This window comes from Bacillus cereus group sp. MYBKT14-1, assembly GCF_051915185.1.
Taxonomy (GTDB): domain Bacteria; phylum Bacillota; class Bacilli; order Bacillales; family Bacillaceae_G; genus Bacillus_A; species Bacillus_A cereus.
The window spans coordinates 1-19,634 of sequence record NZ_JBQAEF010000006.1 but is presented as its reverse complement, the minus strand read 5'-3'; the positions used below and the strand labels follow the sequence as shown (position 1 = coordinate 19,634).

The window sequence follows — 19,634 nt, the reverse complement described above, 5'->3', positions numbered from 1 at the left end:
TCAAGGTGTTTTCGTTATAAGCTCAAAACTCTCCGAATCAGCCCCAAGCACAAAAGGACTAACCTCGCCAACACTATAAAGTTGCAACTCATGCATCGCGCGCGTACAAGCAGTGTAGAACAATCTACGAACGCTCTCATCACTGTACACATCTTCAGAAGCATCGTAAATAATAACAGCATCAAATTCGATACCTTTCGCTAAGTAAGCAGGGATCACGACAATACCTTGCTCATACTCGGCTGAGTTACTTTTCACAAGTTTAATATTCTCGATATGATTAAGTGCTTCGTAGGCAGCGGCGCTTTCAGTTGCAGATTTACATATAATTGCGATCGTATTGTGCTGCTCTTTTTGTAGTTCAGCAACTTTAGCAGTAATATGTTCGTGTAGTTCGTTGTGGTTAGCTACTTTCGTCACTGTAGGTTTCGCGCCGTCACGTTCGAAGGCGTGAATGTTCTTCCCTTCCGGTACGAGAGCACGTGTAAATTCAATAATCGGTTTTGTTGAGCGATAGCTACGAGTTAAGTTAATGCCGTTTGTTTCGTCTGGCCCGTATAAATTCGTAAGTGTATCGAAATTCACCGTTTCACTCGCATGGGCAAATATCGCTTGGTTAAAGTCTCCGAGTACCGTCATTCTTGCAGCAGGGAAGAGACGTTTTAAAAACTCGAACTGGAACGGAGAGTAATCTTGTGCTTCATCTACGAGTACGTGTTTAATCGATCTGTTCGTTTGGAAGCCTTCAATTAATTCTTTTAAAAGTAAAAATGGAGTCGCATCCTCGTAATATAGCTTTCCTTCATCAAGCATGTTTACTGTTAATGAGCAAATGTCATCCCATTCTTTCGGTTTTTCCCCAGTAACCCATGATGCATCTGTGAAGAGCTGTTTATATATGCCTGTGAAATTGATAAAGCGCAGTGTTTGAACACCTTTGCGAAGTGGCTTCATTTTTTTACGGACAATCATACGTCCAAGTACTTTCGCTTCTTTCTCAAAATCATTAAAGGAGTTGTCGTCAAACTCGCCTTTTTTCTGCAAGTATTTATAAGCCTTTTGATATTCGTCTTTACTAAGTAGTTCAATTTCTTCTTCTACCCAAGGCTTTTTCAGTTCTGCTTTTTCAAGTGCATCTATTTGCTTATTTAGCCAATCCGTTAACTTTTCAATTCTATTATTGAAACGGAGGGAGGAGTCTGTATTGTAAAATTGCTCTGTAATTTCTTTAGCTGAGGCGATTAGTTTCCCTCTAAATTTCATTCCTCTAAATAGCATACCTGAAGATTCAAGAGATTGTCTGTACGCTCTAATCATCTCGAAAAATTGAGTGGATGCTTTAAATCGGATGCTCGCATTTCTCGTTTTATAGGTAGGGCTATTTGTTTCAGTTAGCATATATTCTAATTGCTCATAAGGGTCTTCAACGTCAAATGACTTACTCAGTCTATGATTTAAATATTCTTGGAATGTCACTTGCTGCATATTTTCTTCGCCGAGTTCAGGTAGTACGTTAGAAACGTAGCTATTGAACATAGAGTTAGGGGAGAAGAGAATAATTTGATCCGCTTTTAGCCATTCGCGATATTTATATAGTAAGTAGGCGATTCGCTGCAGGGCAGCTGACGTTTTACCACTACCAGCAGCTCCTTGCACGATAAGGAGTCGGCCTTCATCGTGACGAATAATTTCATTTTGTTCACGCTGAATTGTAGCGACGATACTTTGCATATGTTTGTTCGTACCTTTTCCGAGCGCTTGTTGCAAGATTTCATCGCCAATTGTAAGGCTCGTATCGAACATAGAATCAATCTCGCCATTTTGAATAATGTATTGTAATTTTTTCTCCACATTGCCGTGAATTACGCCTTCTGGTGTACTGTATTCAGCCGGTCCTGGTGGATAATCGTAGTAGACACTCGAAATGGGTGCGCGCCAGTCATATATAAGAAAGTTTTCTCCGCTAGCATCAGTAAGTGTAGCAACGCCAATATAAATTTGCTCTGCGCTAGGTTCGCCTTCTTCTTTGAAATCAATTCGTCCGAAATAAGGTGCTTTATGCATGCGTTTTAGTGCGGCAAGTCGATTAAAGGTGTGCTTATGGGTAATTTGTGTGACAGCTAGTGACTGAGCTTGTTGTCTTAAGTTGATAACTGTTTCAAGATAATCATCAAAAGTATCCGTGTTCACTTTCACGTCATCCCAGAAGTGTTTACGAATATTGATTACTTCTGCCCGGCGTCTGCCAGTTTCGTTTTCCAGTTTATCAATTTGCTGCGTAATCGTTTCGATTACGGTATCCAATCTTTTTTGCTCTAAATCAAGTTTTTTGTTCATACGGTAGCACTCCTTTAAAAGTGAAAAATAGAGGTTGACTGAAGATGTGTTTTGGTGTACAATTAAGATACGGATAAATACGTTCCTTTCGTTTTAGAAAACGTGTTTCTGTACTAATTTAACATAGTTTTTGAATTTAATCAATGATAATAAGATAAACCTTGGTTCTGCGTGGCGTGGATCAAGGTTTTTTTGTGTTTTTCTTTAAGGAAGAATTGCAATTTTATTGAGGAGAATGTAAGTAAAGCAAAGAAGAAAATCAGGAATAGGGGGATACTGATGCAAAAATATTTTGAGGAAGCGCATCGTTTTTGTTCTCGTAATAGAAAGCACTTAGAAAAGGATGTTATATGTGGTTGTTTCTATTGTTTAGAAATTTTTCATCCAGAAAAAATTACAGAGTGGTGGGATGATGATAACACAGCAGTTTGTCCGCATTGCGGGATTGACTCTATTATAGGAGAAAATTCTGGATTTAAAATTACAGAAATGTTTTTAAGTGAAATGCATAAAAGATGGTTTTAGTTAAACGAATGAAAAAATAAACTTTCATTAACGAAGAGGATACATAAAAAAGCTCGGGCCGAAGCCCAAGCTTTTTTTTTACTTCATTATTTCTTTTCTTCTTTTTTATCGTCAGCTTTTTTCTCTTCGAAAAGATCTTTTAAATCTTTATCGTCAACTTTTACGTCAGCTTTTTTGATTTCTTTCATCATAAGATCGTTCATGAATGCGCCATCTTGCACTTTCTTCGCAACAAGTTCTTTTTTGATGTCAGCTTTAGATTGTTCGAATGATTTTTCTGGCTCTTTAATGTCTGTAACTTTAATGATGTGGTAACCGAATTGTGATTTTACAGGCTCACTTACTTCATCTTTTTTCAGTTTATAAGCAGCATCTTCGAATTCTTTAACCATTTTACCAGGTCCGAAGAATCCTAAGTCTCCACCTTTTTCTTTTGAGCCAGTATCTTCAGAGTATTGTTTCGCTAACTCTTCGAAAGATTTACCTTGTCCAAGTTCTTCTTTTACCTTTTTCGCAGTAGCTTCATCTTTTACAAGAATGTGGCTTGCTTTAATTTCAGGCTTGTAGTTGTCTTTTAATTCTTTATCAGTGATTGTTTTTTCAATTGCTTTTTCTTGAGCTAATTGAGCACGTAACATATTTTTAAATGTTTCTTCTTTCAGACCTTGTTGTTTTAACAGTGTATCGAATTGATCACCAACTTGTTTTTTCGTTTCATCGAACTTTTTATCTACTTCTTTGTCGTCTACTTTGTAGTTTTTAATAAGTACTTTTTCCATAACCATGTTGTTTAGTACTTGTTTACCAGCTTGTGTCTTCATTTGATTGTAAAATTCTTCTTTTGTAATGTCACCAGCTTTAGATGTAACAATTTTGTCTGATGATGATGTTCCACATGCTGATAATGCGATTACACTTGTTGCGGCTAAGGCAAGCATAGCTTTCTTCATTCGATAAACACTCCTACTATTATGTATTTTTAATTTATCCTACACCAATGAATTTTGATTCATAAGAGCCCGATTAAGTCTCACTGATACTTTTGCTTTTTTATATTGGTAAAGCGCGCTTAACAGGGCTTACCGAGGCTGAGGATAAAGTTTTGATGAATGTTTTGTTCTATAGTATAAGCAATATGTACAAAATTTAATATATCATATTTCGAACCGTTTTCATATTGATAAAGAAAAATTAACCAGCACGTGTCAGATTTTGAAAGTGTGCCATATTGGGCGTATGCCGCATATACAGAATAGAGGAGGGGATGGGGATGAATTCTCAACTTATTTTATTACTTGTACTGTTTATTTTATTGGTTATTGTAGGTATAATTTGCTTATAGAGGAAAAAAGTGAGGAAGGGGCTTTCCTTCCTCACTTTCCATGAAATATAATTTCTATATAACTAGAAATTAATAAAATTGTTATACATACATTAATAACCCGAAAGACACCGGGCTGGCGGCTCGCAGCTATTTGTTTTCGTTCACACAGTGTATGTGTCATGAAATTCGTGTAAAATATAACAAGAAGTGCGAATGCGACAAAAACAACTGTTATAAGTGTCATGAGGCGAGACCTCCTTTTGGCTAAAATACATATACATATATTGTATCACACGATATTTTGTTCGTGTTACAAAATTCAGAAATAGAAGACTTTGTGTTAGAAAGTGAGGGAGAAAATGGACGTTGTTAGAAGATTAGAACAAGCTGAATACTATGTAGACCTACTATTTAAAATGATTGATGAAGAGAAGTGTCCATTTTATTCTTTGATCATAAAGAAAAAAGCTCGTAAAAAAGATATTGAACGTATACTAAATCTTTGTGAAAAACTGAACGAGCAATATGTAGTGGAGAAAGCAGAAGGGCTTCTTTTGTTCGATGCGCTGTTAGATCAATTTGAAAAAGCGCTTCCACATCAGCTCGAAGTACACGAAACTGCGGAAGCGCTAGCAAAACAAGGTTTATTTAAGCCGCTTATGAATGAATTCTTAAGCATGATTGCGAAAAAATAAATAGATTATTTCTTAACTAACTTTTGATCGGATTCTGTAAAGTTCTCTTCAATATCTTCTAATGATTTCTCAAAAATATCGATAAAGTCTTGTCCATAAATATTACGTAGGATTGCAATCAGTTCGATATTTTCTGGGAACTTCCCATAAAAATTACGAAGTGCAAGAGCCCCATTAAACACTGAATTATTTTCAGGATCATACTCCTCCATTAAGCGAAGTAGTAATTCTTCCCCTTTGTCTGTAATTTCAATGTACGTATTTCGTTTATCATCTTCCTTTTTTGAGAATACAAGATAGCCGCGTTCTTCTAGCTTTTTAGAGAAGTTAAACGCCGTTGATACGTGCATAACTCCAAACTTAGCAATCTCAGAAATAGAAGCCCCTTTTAAATGATAAGCGATTGTTAAAATATGATGTTCATTAATATTTAAATCGTAAGGTTTAATCCACTGCTGCCAATCTTTCTCTACACATTTCCATAACGCTTTCGATAATTGAGCAATGCGTTGGCTGAAAATCATCGCTTCTTTTACCGAGTAATCTTTTTCTCCACTTTTCATTTACTCACCCACTTTAACATTCTTTTTTCATTACTATCTATTATGCCAGTAAAATAAAAATTAATAAAGTCTTTTTGTGAGAATTGTGAAAATTTTTCGGAAAAATGACATTCTATACAAATCATGCATAACTATGGAAGCGTTTTATGAGTCATGAATACATACGTTGTCCTTACATGTTAAGTGATAACATATATTGTAAATGCATAAAAACACGGCATATCTATACGACATGCCGTGTCAAGGTCAATTTATATAAAAAATATTTGTTATATGCAAAAAACTAAGCAGGAATTTGTTTACGCTTTTTCTGGAACAGCTTCTTGTAGTTTCTCAATTGACTTTTGGATGTCCAAAATTTCTTTCTCAATATGGCGCTTGTTTTGAGAAATATCTTGCTTCCAGTTAGAAAGTGTATCGTGCATATCGTCTTTTAATTCTTGGAACACTTCTTTACCTTCTGAAGCAGTTTCAACGATTTGACGTTTTAATAATTTCGTATCAGCTGTAATATCAGCTAAAGTCTTTTTAATATCATTTCCTTTTTCTTTTAACTTGCCGCGCATGTCTTTACCAGAAGAAGGAGTTGAGAAAAGAACAGCTAGTCCAGCAACTGCTCCGCCGCAAATAACACCTGTAATAAAGGATTTAGCTTTTGACATAAAAGGAGACCTCCTTATTTTTTGTTCGTATTCATGATGTGAAAAAATATGCATATCTTTCTTATATGTGCTATGCACAAACAATCATCCCTGAGCATTTTAGGTGAAGAAACAAGCCATGCGGAATTTGATGACTTCAGGGAAGTGGCTTGTTATGTATTACGCCTTCTTATAGTGTCATTATTTCACACTATTTGCAATTGTACTTGCGATGTTTTGTAAATTTTCCATAGTGTATTCATTTTGGTGTGATTTCCAAACAGCACCGAAACCATCTTTTTCACCGTAGCGTGGAATTAAATGAAGGTGGAAGTGGAACACAGTTTGTCCAGCTTTTTCACCGTTATTGTTAAGTAGGTTAAAGCCAACTGGATTAAACTCTGCTTTAATCGCATTTGCGATTTTTGGAACGACAGAAAAAATGTGTGATGCGATTTCTGGCGTTAACGCAAAAATGTCTTGTTTGTGAACTTTCGGAATAACAAGAGTATGTCCTTTTGTTACTTGACTAATATCTAAAAATGCAAGCACATGTTCATCTTCGTATACTTTTGAGCAAGGGATTTGCCCGTCAATGATTTTACAAAAAATACAATTGTCTGCTGTATGATTCATTGATCTCATCCTTTCAAATATCCTTAGCCGTATTTTACCATAATTACATAAGAGAACAAACACGAAAAACAGGAAGCTGACTCAGCTTCCTGTTTTCTGAAGAGGGATTGAAAAAGCATTATCGTAATTTACGTTTCGCAGACACCTCATTTATTTAAGAAATGCACGGTAAATCGGCTAAAGTTTCTGCCGTAGACACCCCATTTTCAAGTGAAATGAATTGCAATCTTTTTTTAAATGAAATTGTTTATTTTTTAAAACAGTATATGCTCTTTCAGAGACACCCCGTTTCGAAAATGAAACAAATGATCTGGTTATGTGTAAATTTCATTGTCCAACTTGGACACCCCATTTCATGATGACTTCACTATGTTGTTGTACTCATCAATTGGTGGTTGCTTTTTCAATGTGTTCCTTCTTCAATAATTATGATGTCCGCTTTCGGGAAATTATATGCTAATAAATTTAAAAATTTTTTTTGAGTACATGGATACTATGTAGTACAGCATAATTTTTGGTAAGATGAATATAGAATGAATACTAATGAAGAAAGTGGTGTCGTATGAGCGAGTTATTGCGTGTAGAAAATGTTACAGGAGGATATACGAAACGACCTGTATTAAAAGACGTTTCGTTCTCTGTTAATAAAGGCGAACTTGTCGGCTTAATCGGTTTAAATGGAGCTGGTAAAAGTACGACGATTAAACATATTATCGGTTTAATGGAACCGAAAAAAGGAACTGTCACAATTAATGGGAAAACAATTCGTGATGATATGACAGCGTACCGTTCTAGCTTTTCATTTATTCCGGAAACGCCGGTATTATATGATGAATTAACGTTAGAAGAGCATTTGAAATTAACAGCTATGGCGTACGGCGTGGATGAAAAACAATATGAAGAACGTGTAGGACAACTACTACAAGAGTTTCGTATGAAAAATCGTTTAAAATGGTTTCCATCTCATTTCTCAAAAGGGATGAAACAAAAAGTAATGATTATGAGCGCATTTTTAGTGGAGCCATCTCTTTATATAGTAGATGAACCTTTCGTTGGATTAGATCCGTTAGCGATTCAATCCCTTCTTCAAATGATGGACCAAATGAAAAAGAGTGGTGCCGGTATTTTAATGAGCACACATATTTTAGCGACGGCAGAGCGTTATTGTGATTCGTTCATTATTTTGCATCAAGGTGAAGTAAGAGCGAAGGGAACGCTATCTGAACTGCAATCACAGTTTAATATGCCAGGTGCAACGTTAGATGATATTTACATCGCGCTAACGAAGGAAGAAGATTATGAATAGCACAGCGTTATGGAAAGAACGATTTCGTCACTTTCTAAAAGAAGTTCGTACATATAGTAAATACGTATTTAATGATCATTTGAAATTTATTTTCGTGTTCATCATCGGTGCGGGAGCGTATTATTACCAGCAATGGTTACAAACGTTAACAACTTCGTTTCCAACTGCGCTCGTAATGGCAGTATTAATTGGACTCGTGTTAACGGCTGGATCCATTCAAACGTTATTAAAAGAAGCGGATCTCGTTTACTTACTGCCAGTTGAAGAAAAGTTAAAACCTTACTTCACAAAGGCATTTCTTTTTACATTTATGATTCAGTTATACATAATCGCAATCGTAGCAGCTGCGCTTGCTCCGTTATACTTCCAACAAATGAAGCAAACAGGAGCTGGCTACATATGGATCGTACTCGCATTTGTCATTGTAAAAGCGTGGAATTTATTTGTAGCGTGGGAAAAGTCATTTTTAACAGATCAAAATATACAAAGGGCTGATTGGTTTATTCGTTTTATCCTAAACGGTTTATTTGTATATTTCCTTGTAGAACGTACTTCAGTTCTTTTCATTGGTGGAATCGTCCTTCTCATGGTGTTATACCTTGCTATCATGCATCAAATGGTCAAAGGAAAGCCACTAAACTGGGAGTATTTAATTTCCGAAGAAGGTAAGAAGATGATGCTGCTGTACCGCATTGCGAATATGTTCGTTGATGTACCAGCATTAAAAGAAAGAGTAGCCCGCAGAAAATGGCTAGATTTCATTCTGTCGATGATAGGCGAAAAGCGTACATATTTATACTTATATACGAGAACGTTCTTAAGATCTGGTAATTATTTTGGCTTATATGTGCGCCTGCTCGCTCTAGGCGGAGTTATTCTTTACTTCATTCCGTTTTTATATGGACGATTTATCGTAAGCCTTATCTTCCTATACTTAATCGGTTATCAGCTATTAACTTTATGGAAACATTACCGCATGAAAATTTGGCTTGATTTGTACCCAGTAGGCGGAGAAGAGAAGAAGAAAGATTTTCTTACTTTATTAAATGCAATTCTTATTACAGGTAGCGTTATATTTACAATTATATTTGCACTAGCAACGAAAGATTTCATGATGACAGGAATTTTACTTATCGTAAGCATATTATTTAGTATCGGTTTCGTTTACCAATACGGGGCGAAGCGCATTGAGCGTTTAAATTGAAAGGAATGAACCTATGATTACATACGAAGAGAAGGTTATAAAAGAATTGGAGCAGTGGAAAGCTACATTCATGAAAGATTCTTCTATGATGACACGGTTCTCCAAAAAAGTGCAGACGAAGGTGCAACAGCTCATTCCGGCGAAAGTACAAAAGGTACTAACAGAGACGATTCGTATGATGGTGCAAACGATTAGCGCCGGGTCAAACTTTATAAAGCCGAAGCTAAAAGAGACGACATGGTCACTGCAAAGACGTGACGATGAAGTTCGTAAAAAAATGGATGAGTACAAAAAAATAGCAGCGGCAGAAGGAGCAGGGACTGGAGCTGGTGGTATTCTCCTCGGTCTTGCTGACTTTCCGCTTTTACTTACAATTAAAATTAAATTTTTATTCGATGCAGCGACATTGTACGGATTTGATACGAGTAAACAAGAAGAGCGTCTTTTTATCCTTCACGTTTTCCAACTTGCCTTTTCAAGTGACGATCACAGAAAAGAAATATGGAAAGCAATCGAAACGTGGGATACAGAAAAAGAAAATCATATGGACTGGGAAAAGTTCCAAACAGAGTACCGAGACTATATCGATTTAGCAAAAATGCTTCAGCTCGTCCCAGTAATCGGTGCCCCGGTCGGCGCATATGCGAACTATCAATTATTACAACGACTTGGAGAAGTGACGATGAATTGCTATCGTATGCGATTGCTGAATAGGGATTAAAAACAAGGCGTCCTACATATGTAATGTAGGACGCCTTTTCTTAGAAGCTAAGTCCGATATAGCTAATTCCAACTATAATCAATACGATAAAAAGTACAATGATTAATGAAAATCCGCTCTTACCAGCTTGTCCCGCTTCACCGCCGCCATTACCACCACTACCGCCATTACCACCAAGTCCCATATGATATCCTCCTTATTGTTATATGTTGCTTTTACTTTATAACTTTCTGTATTTTCCAATAAACACCTTCTGTAGTGCTAACTAAATTGAAAATCATTTCGTTTTGTTTTATAATTTACTTACCGACCGGTAAGTAAAAATAAGTGAGGTACAGTATGACGAAGAATTTACAAACATCGCAGAACATTGTAGAGGCATCATTTAAACTTATGGCAGAACACGGCATTGAGAAGATGAGTCTTTCCATGATTGCGAAAGAGGTAGGTATTTCAAAACCGGCTATTTACTATCATTTTTCTTCTAAAGAAGCGTTAGTTGATTTTTTATTTGAAGAGATTTTTTCTGATTATCATTTTACAAAGTACTTTAATGAAGAGCGGTATACGAAAGAAAACTTTGCAGAAAAGCTAATCGCAGATGGTTTACATATGCTCTCTGAGTATGAAGGGCAAGAAGGAATACTACGCGTTATCAATGAATTTATCGTAACTGCATCACGAAATGAAAAGTATCAAAAACGTTTATTTGAAATACAAGAGGATTTTTTGCATGGTTTCCACGATTTATTGAAGAAAGGCGCGAGACTGGGCGTTGTGTCACAACATGAAACGGAAGAAAATGCTCATACGCTAGCGCTTGTGATCGATAATATGAGCAACTATATGCTCATGGGATTCCATTTAAAGTATAAAGAAATTTGGATTCGAAATGTGAAAAACGTAATGAAGGAGGAGTAAAGATGAAAATGCAAAAAAACTGGTGGCTCGGTTTTCTTGGATTTATTGGGATTTATAAAATACCAGGTATGATTGAAGCTTTTCAAGCGGATGGAAGTTGGATGAAGTTAATCGGTTTCATTTGGTTACTTTGGTTCGGATATTTTATTCCTGAGAAGAAAGAAGATTAAATTTCAATTTTCTGTAAAGTTATGTAAAATGTAGATTAAGAGTATTCATATATTAGATTACTAGATTTGGAGTGGTTACATGGATTCATTGAAAAATGAAATTCACCCTGACATGGTCAAGGTGTGGAAAGTTCGTGCTGTAATTGAAGAAGGGATCGGTATACTCGTCATTTTAGCTTACCTTTTCCTCATGATAAAGTTTGATTGGTGGGCGTGGATTTTGTATGTAATGATTGGGCTGACAGTTGTGTTCGCACCATTTTCGTACTTCTTATTCCCGAAACTACGTCAACGTTATTACAGCTACCAACTAAATGAAGAAGAACTTGAAATTCAGCATGGCCTTTTCGTTGTTAAGCGCGTATTAGTGCCGATGATTCGTGTACAGCACGTAACGATTGAACAAGGGCCAATTATGAGAAAATACGGATTAGCAGAATTACACATTTCAACAGCAGCAACTTCTCATAGCATCCCAGGTTTAACGATGTATGAAGCTGAAATGTTGAAAACGAAAATCGCAGAATTAGCGAAAGTGAGTGATGAGGATGTATAAAAGGCAGCATCCAATCACGATGTTATTAGAATTAAAAATAACAGATTTTATACCACTCATTATTTTCATGTTTAGCTTAAACGGAAAATTCCCGTTTTGGTATTTAATTCCTGCAGCATTTGGTTTACTCACCGTTTTTTCAGCGTTTGAAAAATGGTATTACACAACATATTGGGTTGAAAATAACGTATTGCATGTGAAAAAAGGTCTCTTCGTGAAAAAGGAGAGCTACTTAAATAAAGAACGTGTTCAAACGATTAATACAAGTTCTAACGTACTATATCAAATGCTCGGTTTGAAAAAAATTCAGATTGAAACAGCTGGCGGAGGCGATGAAGCAGAAGTTAGCTTAGCTGGAATTACGGTAGAAGAAGCGACAGAGCTTATCGCAATGTTAAATGAGTCGGCTTCAGAATTGAAAGTAGAAAAAACATTAGAAGAAGTAGAAGTAAAAGAAATTATTACAGAGGAAAAACAAGCGAGAGAATACAAATTAACGTGGAAAGAGATTTTAATAGCCTCTGTTACATCTGGTCAATTTGGATTATTATTCTCATTAATCTTTTTTGTGTATCACCAAGTAGATGAGTACATTCCGAAATGGATAGAGAATAGCGTAAAGTCGTATGTAATGGAACATGATATATATGGCTGGATTTTTATGATAGCCATTTTGCTCGTCCTTTCGTGGATTATATCGACAATTGGTTATGCGCTAAAACATGGAGATTTCACAGTGAATCGAAGAAATGACGAAGTCCGTATTTCGCAAGGATTACTGGAGAAAAAAGAACTCGTACTAAAATTGCACCGTATTCAAGGGATTACGATAAAAGAAGGTATTTTACGCCAACCGTTCGGTTATTGTGCTGTGCAAGTAGAAGTCATTCAAAGTAAGGGAACGGGTGACGAAAAAGAAAAAGTTACACTGCACCCTATCATTCGAAAAGATCGAGTGCAACAGTTACTCGCGCATTTACAATTACCATACGAACTGAATGCAAATATTACTTCGTTACCAAAAGCAGCATTGCGCCGTTATCTCATTGATAGTTTCATCTTTTTCGCTATGCTCGCAATCCCGCTTACTGGAATAAGCATATACTTTGAAAAGTATTACATCATGTGGGCATTATTACCGCTCGCAATCCTTATCTTTACACTTGGATACGCAACATTTAAAACAAATGGTTACAGTGTTAACGGAGAACAAATTACACTTGTCTATCGTAGCGTCGGAAAATATACAGGACTTATTAGAAGAAGACACGTCCAATCAATGGAGAAGACACAATCATATTTCCAGCGCCGTGCGGATTTATGTACGTATAAGTTTTCGAGTGCATCATCTAGTTACAAAATAGAGCATACGAGAGTAGAAGATGCGGAGAGAATGCAGGATTGGTATAAGAAGAAGTTAAGTGAGAATTAAGTGGAACGGCTCGTCTTTCGCGGAAGACGGGCTATTTTTTTATGCGAAAATAATGAATAATATATGTAAAGAAAAAAGCGAGGTGAATGAGAGTGAGCAAATTTTTAATACCGTATTCATTTTCTATATTAAGTTTCTTTATTTCAGCAACAGCACTTGATTTATATGATAGGATGGGAAACAATAGTGAGCTGGTTTCGCCGAACATAATTGGAAAGATAATTCAATCTACTGCGCAAATGGGAGTCCTTACATTGTATTTCGGAGTACCTATTATTTTAGGTGGCTGTCTACTTGGTGAGCTATTGTTTAGAGGTATCATTTTACGATTTAAACTCAGCTATATTATATCTTTATTATTATATCTACTTTTAGCTTTTAGTATTGTTTCTGTAACGGTTGGAATTCCAACTACATATGAGGATTCTAATACTACTTTCATGGTAATAACTATGATTTGCGCTGTTACATTCTTTATGGGCCGGAATATATGGGAGAAAAAAGAAATGAATAATGGAGTAACAGAATGAAATATACATGTCCGTGCTGCGGGTATAGAACAATAGAAGAAGAACCACCAGATACATATGAAATTTGTAATATATGTTACTGGGAAGATGATGAGGTACAGTTTAACGATCCTGACTTTGAAGGCGGGGTAAATGAAGTCTCGTTAAGACAAGCACAGAAAAACTTCATTGCATTTGGTGCTTGCGAGGAATGTTTTATTGGATTAGTTAGAAAACCGACTAGTGAAGATGTGAAGGATGCTAGTTGGCAGCGAATTTGTTAAGTGAAATGTTATTACTCAATTCAATGGGAGTAATAACATTTTTTATTTAGTGCTGAAAGAATTACTGCCGTCTTATAAGGTAATAAGAAGGACTAAATTGGTAAATTTTATCAATGGATATATTTTCAATAAATACAAAAGTATAGATGTATAGTCAGCTTTGTGTGTTTAATGTTATCATATTGAATGATATGGAAATTTTTAATAGAATAAGTAACTAAAAATTCAAAGGTAATGAAGCTTTTGTTGTATAAAGAAAATACTTAGTAGTAATCAACAATATTAAAAATAAGATTCGTATTTATATAAATTTAGTAGAAATGGGGTTTTAAAAAGGAATGAGTATAAGCATAACGCGGCAAAAGATTTTGGCGGCCGCTTCTCAAATTGTGCAATGTAAAGGGGTTGCTAAATTAACCTTAGAAGCAGTGGCAAAAGAGGCGGGTGTAAGTAAAGGTGGATTATTGTATCACTTTTCAAATAAAGAAGCTTTAATAGAAGGTATGATAGTCAGAGGGGTAGAGGATTATGAAGGGGCCATTTACAATAAAGTAGCGGAAGACGCAGAGAGGAAAGGGAGATGGGTTCGCTCTTTTGTAGAGGAAAGATTAAATAATGAGAGAAGAACAGAAGAGTTGTCTAGTAGTATGATGGCAGCATTCATGTTAAAACCTGAATTACTTGAGCCATTACAACAATCATTTCAGCAACTGCAAAAGAATATAGAAAACGATGAGATAGATGCAGTTTGTGCAACAATTATTAGATTAGCAGCAGATGGATTATGGTATTCGGAATATTTAGGGGTTGGAAGACTAAGCCCCGAGTTAAGAGAAAAAGTGATTCAAGCTCTTATTAGTAATTCATATAAATAGAATATGCGAACTATATAATGCGAAAATAATTCACCATTGCTTCTTTAATGTATTGGTGAATTGTTTTTTTTATTAGAAAAATAGAACAATTTTATAGAGTATTGAATTATAACCGTCCAGACGGTATAGTAATATTTGGTTTAAGAGGAAAATGAAACAAAAAAAGAATAAAAGATATTTTTAGCACACTATTCGAAAGGATAGGCCGCAAAGCTTAGAGTCTACGGTAATACATATTGGTTACTAAGATCGTCTGGTTGCACATTTTTGATGCAACCGGACGGTCTTTTTTTGTTATATAAATATAAAAAATAGGAGGGAACTATGCAAATGAAAAGTACTAAAAGACATATTTCAATGGTTTCATTAGTTTTTCTAGTATTATTTTCAGTGCTGAATGTGTGGGCTCCAGTTATTCAAGCTGCTGTGATGAAAAGTCCAGTGGACGAAATTAATATTTCCCGTACTGATGGCACGACATCTGAACCGTATCAAGCCTCAGATGGTATGAAAGTAGAAGTGAAGTGGTCAGCTAAAGAAAAAATAAAAAGTGGAGATCAATTCACAATTGATATGCCAAAAGAGTTTCGAAAAGACCTTATGAATATGAGTTTTCCTTTAAAAGATGCTGAAGGAAAAACAGTTGGTACATGTGAGATGAAAAAGGGTCTATTAACGTGTACTATGGGTGATTACGTAGAAGGAAAGAATAACATTAAAGGTTCTTTATTCGTAGAATTCTACTTTGGTCTAGAAGCATATGATGGTGTTAAAGAAATTCCATTAGAATTTAACGTTGATGGTCAAATCGTCAATAAAGAAGTAAATGTAAGTAATACGACAGAGAGACCGAAGCCACAGCCCAATACAGATAATCTATTGAAATGGGGTTCTTATAATCAAGAAGATCCTTCGATTGCTGATTGGCTTGTATATGTAAATGCAACTGGAACAGAAATGCAAGATCTTAAATTAACAGATACATTAGGACCTGGGCATGAGTTAATTACAGACAGCGTAGTATTAGAAGAGGCTGTATTTGAAGATGGTTATGCACCAACAAATATTAAGCCAGCAGATTTATCTAACATTAAAATTAATGCAACAAAGGCTGGATTTACAATTGAGTTTCCAGACAGTTCAAAAGGTTATATTTTAAGATATAAAACAAAGATTACTAATCCTGCTGCAAAGCCTCATAAAAATACTGTGAAATTAGAAGGTAAAAATATTAAAACTGAAGAAAAAGTAGGACAAGTATTCGTAAGTGGTGGAGGGGGAACCGGTTCAGGTGACGATAATCCACCTAGTATTGAAAAAAATATAGTTGATGAGAATGGCAAGCTTGTAGAGAATGAACAGCTAACACAAATGGATCAAGTGATTCAATACCAAGTTGGTACACATATACCGAACGATCCTCCTAAATACACATCAATGGTAATTAGTGATGATTTAGAAGATGTTTTAGAAGTATTAGAGGCAAAAGTGTATGATCAAAATGGCCAAGATATTACTTCTAAAGGGACGTTAAAGATAGATAAGCAAAGAAGTGAAGTAACATTTACGTTTGGTGAGAATTTTGACTATAAGTCATATGAAGACCAGAGAATCAATCTTAGTATCAAGGCGAAAATTAAAAATAATGCAGACTTATCTTCTTACGTAGATAAGAAGATTCCTAATAAAGCGGAATTACATTTTGATGATAAAACATTAACATCAAAAGAAGTAACTATTACGCCGCCTGAAGCTCCAAAAGACGGTACAGTATCGATTTATAAAATAGATTCTGAGAATCCGAACAAAGGGTTAAAAGGTGCCGAATTTGAAGTCCGAAATAGTGCAAATGAAGTTGTTGCAAAACTGAAAACGGACGAAAAAGGTTTTTCAGTACCTCAACCTTTAGCTCCTGGGACGTATAAAGTATATGAAACAGTAGCACCAGAAGGATATCAAAAATTAAAAAGTCCAGTAGAGGTTACACTTCAAGCTGGAGAAACAAAAACAATTGAAATTAAAAATACTATGCAAAAGGGTCAAATTGAAGTAAAGAAAATTGATTCGGAAAATGGTGAGAAACCATTAGCAAATGCAGAGTTTGATATAGTAAAAGACGGTGTAGTAGTCGAACATATTGTTACAGATAAAGATGGCAAGGCAATCTCTAAACCGTTAGCACCAGGGAAATATATTTTAAAAGAAACGAAAGCGCCTGAAGGCTACCAATTAAAAGAAGCAGAGTTCGAAGTAAATGTAACAGGGGACGGCATATTCCCAATACAAGTGGAAAATGCAATGGTAGACAAAGGTAATATAGAAATTACAAAAGTGGACAAAGAAAACGGAGCAGTATTAGCGGGTGTCGAATTTGAAGTCCAAGATGAGAAAGATGAAGTAGTAAGAAAAGTAGTAACAGATAAAGATGGAAAAGCAAACGTTTCAGATCTATCAGTAGGAAAGTACAAATTAGTAGAGACAAAAAGCTTACCAGGTTATAAAAAGCTAACAGAACCAGTACCATTTGAAATAAAAAAAGGTATGACAAAAGCTTTAGCAATAAAAGTAGAAAACGAGCAGTTAGACAAAGGCTCAGTAGAAATTACAAAAATAGATAAAGATAGTCAAAAAGTATTAGAAGGCGTAGTCTTCGAAGTGCAAGATGAGCAAGGCAAAGTAGTAACAGAAGTAAAAACAGATAAAGATGGTAAAGCAAAAATCTCTGATTTATCAGTAGGGAAGTACAAATTAGTAGAGACGAAAAGTTTACCAGGCTACAAAAAGCTAACAGATTCAGTATCATTCGAAATTACAAAAGGTATGACAACAGTCCTATCGTTGAAAGTAGAAAATGAACAGTTAGATAAAGGTTCAGTAGAAATTACAAAAATAGATAAAGACAGCAAAAAAGCATTAAAAGGCGTAGTTTTTGAAGTGCAAGATGAAGCTGGAACAGTAGTAAAGGAAGTAAAAACAGATAAAGATGGTAAAGCAAAAATCTCAGATCTATCAGTAGGAAAGTACAAATTAGTAGAGAAAGAAAGTTTACCAGGCTATAAGAAATTAACAGAGCCAGTATCGTTTGAAATAAAAAAAGGTATGACCGAGATTTTATCATTAAAAATAGAAAATGAAATGGTAGATACGGGAAATATAGAGATAACAAAGATAGATAAAGATAATAAAGCACCGTTAGCAGGAGTAACATTCATCGTACAAGATGAAAAGGGTAAGGAAGTTACGAAAATAACGACAGATAAAGAAGGAAAAGCAAATGTTTCAGATTTACCTGTAGGAAAGTATGAATTAGTAGAGGTAAAAAGTTTACCTGGTTATAAAAAGTTAGAAAAACCAGTATCATTTGAAATCAAAAAAGGCATGACCGAGGTCCTATCATTGAAAGTAGAAAATGAAATGGTGGATACAGGGAATGTAGAGATAACAAAAATAGATAAAGATAGTAAAGCTCCATTAGAAAATGTTGTATTTGAAGTACGTGATTCAAAAGGAAAAGTAGTTGCGAAAGTAAAAACGGATAAAGAAGGAAAAGCAAACGTTTCAGATTTATCTATTGGAAAGTATGAGTTGGTAGAAGTAGAAACACCGGCAGGATACAAACCACTAGAAAAGCCAATTTCATTCGAAATTGAAAAGGGTAGAGTAACAGCATTACAATTGACTGTAGAAAATGAATTAGTGGATACAGGAAATGTAGAAATTACAAAAGTAGATAAAGAAAATAAAGATGCTTTAGCTGATGCAGTCTTTGAAATTCAAGATGAAGCAGGACAAGTAGTCGCTAAAATAACGACAGATAAAAAAGGACAAGCACAAGTTACTAATTTATCAGTCGGCACATACAAGTTAGTAGAAGTAAAAGCACCAAAAGGATATAAACAATTAGTAGATCCGATTACTTTCCAAATTGAAAAAGGTATGACAAAATCTCTTGCTTTAACAGTAGAAAACGAAATGTTAGACAAGGGAAATGTGGAAGTAACAAAAGTAGATAAAGATAGCCAAAAAGTATTAGAAGGCGTAGTCTTCGAAGTACAAGATGAGCAAGGCAAAGTAGTAACAGAAGTACAAACAGATAAAAATGGTAAAGCAAAAATCTCAGACTTATCTGTAGGAAAGTACAAATTAGTAGAGAAAGAAAGCTTACCAGGCTACAAACAATTAACGGAACCAGTATCATTCGAAATCAAAAAAGGTATGACGAAAGTTTTATCATTGAAAGTAGAGAACGAACTGTTAGATAAAGGTTCAGTAGAAATTACAAAAGTAGACAAAGAAAGTGGCGCAGTATTAGCGGGCGTAACATTCGAAGTGCAAGATGAAAAAGGCAAAGTAGTAACAAAAGTAACAACAGATAAAGAAGGAAAAGCAACAATTTCAGATTTACCAGTAGGAAAATATAAGCTAGTAGAGGTAGAAAGCTTACCAGGATATAAAAAACTAGTGAAACCAGTATCATTCGAAATCAAAAAAGGTATGACAGAAGTTTTATCACTAAAAGTAGAGAATGAATTAGTAGATAAAGGCTCAGTAGAAATTACAAAAGTGGACAAAGAAAGTGGCGCGTTATTAAAAGGCGTAACATTCGAAGTGCAAGATGAGCAAGGCAAAGTAGTAACAAAAGTAACAACAGATAAAGAAGGAAAAGCGAAAATTTCAGATCTATCTGTAGGGAATTACAAACTAGTAGAAGTAGAAAGCTTACCAGGCTACAAAAAGCTAACAGAGCCAGTATCATTCGAAATTAAAAAAGGTATGACAGAAGTCTTATCACTAAAAGTAGAGAATGAGCTAGTAGATAAAGGTTCAGTAGAAATTACAAAAGTGGACAAAGAAAGTGGCGCGTTATTAAAAGGCGTAACATTCGAAGTGCAAGATGAGCAAGGCAAAGTAGTAACAAAAGTAACAACAGATAAA

20 protein-coding genes and 1 riboswitch are annotated in these 19,634 nt (G+C 35.2%); of the genes, 13 read left to right on the top strand and 7 right to left on the bottom strand.

The window, feature by feature from the left end; all coding sequences use genetic code 11:
* Entirely contained in the window at positions 1-2,337 is a 2,337-nt protein-coding gene (gene helD, locus ACTFO4_RS16245) for an RNA polymerase recycling motor HelD (RefSeq protein WP_326234764.1), read from the bottom strand.
* 279 nt (positions 2,338-2,616) lie between these two features.
* Here helD and ACTFO4_RS16240 point away from each other — a divergent pair, with 279 nt between their 5' ends.
* Entirely contained in the window at positions 2,617-2,862 is a 246-nt protein-coding gene (locus ACTFO4_RS16240; protein ID WP_001174905.1) for a hypothetical protein, read from the top strand.
* 86 nt (positions 2,863-2,948) lie between these two features.
* On the opposite strand, the gene prsA is transcribed toward ACTFO4_RS16240, so the two are convergent.
* Both prsA and ACTFO4_RS16230 read right to left on the bottom strand, forming a co-directional pair.
* Entirely contained in the window at positions 2,949-3,812 is an 864-nt protein-coding gene (gene prsA, locus ACTFO4_RS16235; protein WP_000710074.1) for a peptidylprolyl isomerase PrsA, read from the bottom strand.
* 423 nt (positions 3,813-4,235) lie between these two features.
* Entirely contained in the window at positions 4,236-4,430 is a 195-nt protein-coding gene (locus ACTFO4_RS16230; RefSeq protein ID WP_000172690.1) for a hypothetical protein, read from the bottom strand.
* Between the two features lie 115 nt (positions 4,431-4,545).
* Here ACTFO4_RS16230 and ACTFO4_RS16225 point away from each other — a divergent pair, with 115 nt between their 5' ends.
* Positions 4,546-4,881: a DUF1878 family protein gene (locus tag ACTFO4_RS16225; protein WP_000383655.1), complete on the top strand. Its 336-nt coding sequence runs from the start codon at positions 4,546-4,548 to the stop codon at positions 4,879-4,881.
* A gap of 5 nt (positions 4,882-4,886) precedes the next feature.
* Here ACTFO4_RS16225 and ACTFO4_RS16220 read toward each other — a convergent pair whose 3' ends face one another.
* The 3 genes from ACTFO4_RS16220 to ACTFO4_RS16210 all read right to left on the bottom strand — a co-directional run bounded on the left by ACTFO4_RS16220 (position 4,887) and on the right by ACTFO4_RS16210 (position 6,721).
* Positions 4,887-5,444, bottom strand: coding sequence for an HTH-type transcriptional regulator Hpr (locus ACTFO4_RS16220; protein WP_000834924.1), 558 nt, complete (start codon positions 5,442-5,444; stop codon positions 4,887-4,889).
* A 299-nt stretch (positions 5,445-5,743) separates the two neighbouring features.
* Entirely contained in the window at positions 5,744-6,106 is a 363-nt protein-coding gene (locus tag ACTFO4_RS16215) for a YtxH domain-containing protein (protein ID WP_000030300.1), read from the bottom strand.
* Between the two features lie 180 nt (positions 6,107-6,286).
* Positions 6,287-6,721 carry an HIT family protein gene (locus ACTFO4_RS16210; RefSeq protein ID WP_001016835.1) on the bottom strand — a complete coding sequence of 145 codons (435 nt, stop codon included), beginning with the start codon at positions 6,719-6,721 and terminating at the stop codon, positions 6,287-6,289.
* 562 nt (positions 6,722-7,283) lie between these two features.
* On the opposite strand from ACTFO4_RS16210, the gene ecsA reads away from it, so the two are divergent.
* From ecsA to ecsC, 3 genes are read left to right on the top strand one after another with little or no spacing between them, the layout of a single operon-like run.
* Positions 7,284-8,027 (top strand): ABC transporter ATP-binding protein EcsA, encoded by a 744-nt coding sequence (gene ecsA / locus ACTFO4_RS16205; RefSeq protein WP_001292603.1) that lies wholly within the window; start codon positions 7,284-7,286, stop codon positions 8,025-8,027.
* The gene (gene ecsB / locus ACTFO4_RS16200; protein WP_440014014.1) at positions 8,020-9,231 is read left to right on the top strand and encodes an ABC transporter permease EcsB; all 1,212 of its coding nucleotides are present in this window, start codon (positions 8,020-8,022) and stop codon (positions 9,229-9,231) included. Before ecsA ends, ecsB begins: the two co-directional genes overlap by 8 nt.
* A gap of 13 nt (positions 9,232-9,244) precedes the next feature.
* Positions 9,245-9,952: an ecs operon protein EcsC gene (gene ecsC / locus ACTFO4_RS16195; RefSeq protein ID WP_000634142.1), complete on the top strand. Its 708-nt coding sequence runs from the start codon at positions 9,245-9,247 to the stop codon at positions 9,950-9,952.
* A gap of 40 nt (positions 9,953-9,992) precedes the next feature.
* Here the strand turns inward: ecsC and ACTFO4_RS16190 are convergent, their stop codons facing one another.
* Positions 9,993-10,136 carry a YjcZ family sporulation protein gene (locus ACTFO4_RS16190; RefSeq protein ID WP_000522759.1) on the bottom strand — a complete coding sequence of 48 codons (144 nt, stop codon included), beginning with the start codon at positions 10,134-10,136 and terminating at the stop codon, positions 9,993-9,995.
* Between the two features lie 155 nt (positions 10,137-10,291).
* Here ACTFO4_RS16190 and ACTFO4_RS16185 point away from each other — a divergent pair, with 155 nt between their 5' ends.
* From ACTFO4_RS16185 to ACTFO4_RS16150, 8 genes are all read left to right on the top strand, one after another.
* Positions 10,292-10,873, top strand: a complete 582-nt coding sequence (locus ACTFO4_RS16185) for a TetR/AcrR family transcriptional regulator (protein WP_000164837.1) — start codon at positions 10,292-10,294, stop codon at positions 10,871-10,873.
* A gap of 2 nt (positions 10,874-10,875) precedes the next feature.
* Positions 10,876-11,043, top strand: a complete 168-nt coding sequence (locus tag ACTFO4_RS16180; RefSeq protein ID WP_000783808.1) for a hypothetical protein — start codon at positions 10,876-10,878, stop codon at positions 11,041-11,043.
* A 79-nt stretch (positions 11,044-11,122) separates the two neighbouring features.
* Positions 11,123-11,599, top strand: a complete 477-nt coding sequence (locus ACTFO4_RS16175) for a PH domain-containing protein (RefSeq protein ID WP_153582686.1) — start codon at positions 11,123-11,125, stop codon at positions 11,597-11,599.
* Positions 11,592-13,031 carry a PH domain-containing protein gene (locus tag ACTFO4_RS16170; protein WP_000278217.1) on the top strand — a complete coding sequence of 480 codons (1,440 nt, stop codon included), beginning with the start codon at positions 11,592-11,594 and terminating at the stop codon, positions 13,029-13,031. Before ACTFO4_RS16175 ends, ACTFO4_RS16170 begins: the two co-directional genes overlap by 8 nt.
* Positions 13,032-13,117: 86 nt before the next feature.
* Positions 13,118-13,561 (top strand): hypothetical protein, encoded by a 444-nt coding sequence (locus ACTFO4_RS16165; protein ID WP_080350299.1) that lies wholly within the window; start codon positions 13,118-13,120, stop codon positions 13,559-13,561.
* Complete coding sequence (locus ACTFO4_RS16160) at positions 13,558-13,824, top strand: CPCC family cysteine-rich protein (protein WP_326234765.1); 267 nt, start codon at positions 13,558-13,560, stop codon at positions 13,822-13,824. The genes ACTFO4_RS16165 and ACTFO4_RS16160 overlap by 4 nt, the downstream gene beginning before the upstream one ends.
* A gap of 338 nt (positions 13,825-14,162) precedes the next feature.
* On the top strand, positions 14,163-14,699 hold the full coding sequence (locus ACTFO4_RS16155; RefSeq protein WP_199631097.1) for a TetR/AcrR family transcriptional regulator: 537 nt from the start codon (positions 14,163-14,165) through the stop codon (positions 14,697-14,699).
* A gap of 172 nt (positions 14,700-14,871) precedes the next feature.
* Positions 14,872-14,964: riboswitch (cyclic di-GMP riboswitch) on the top strand.
* A 59-nt stretch (positions 14,965-15,023) separates the two neighbouring features.
* The coding region (locus ACTFO4_RS16150) for a SpaA isopeptide-forming pilin-related protein (RefSeq protein WP_440018861.1) at positions 15,024-19,634 on the top strand (4,611 nt) is incomplete at its 3' end.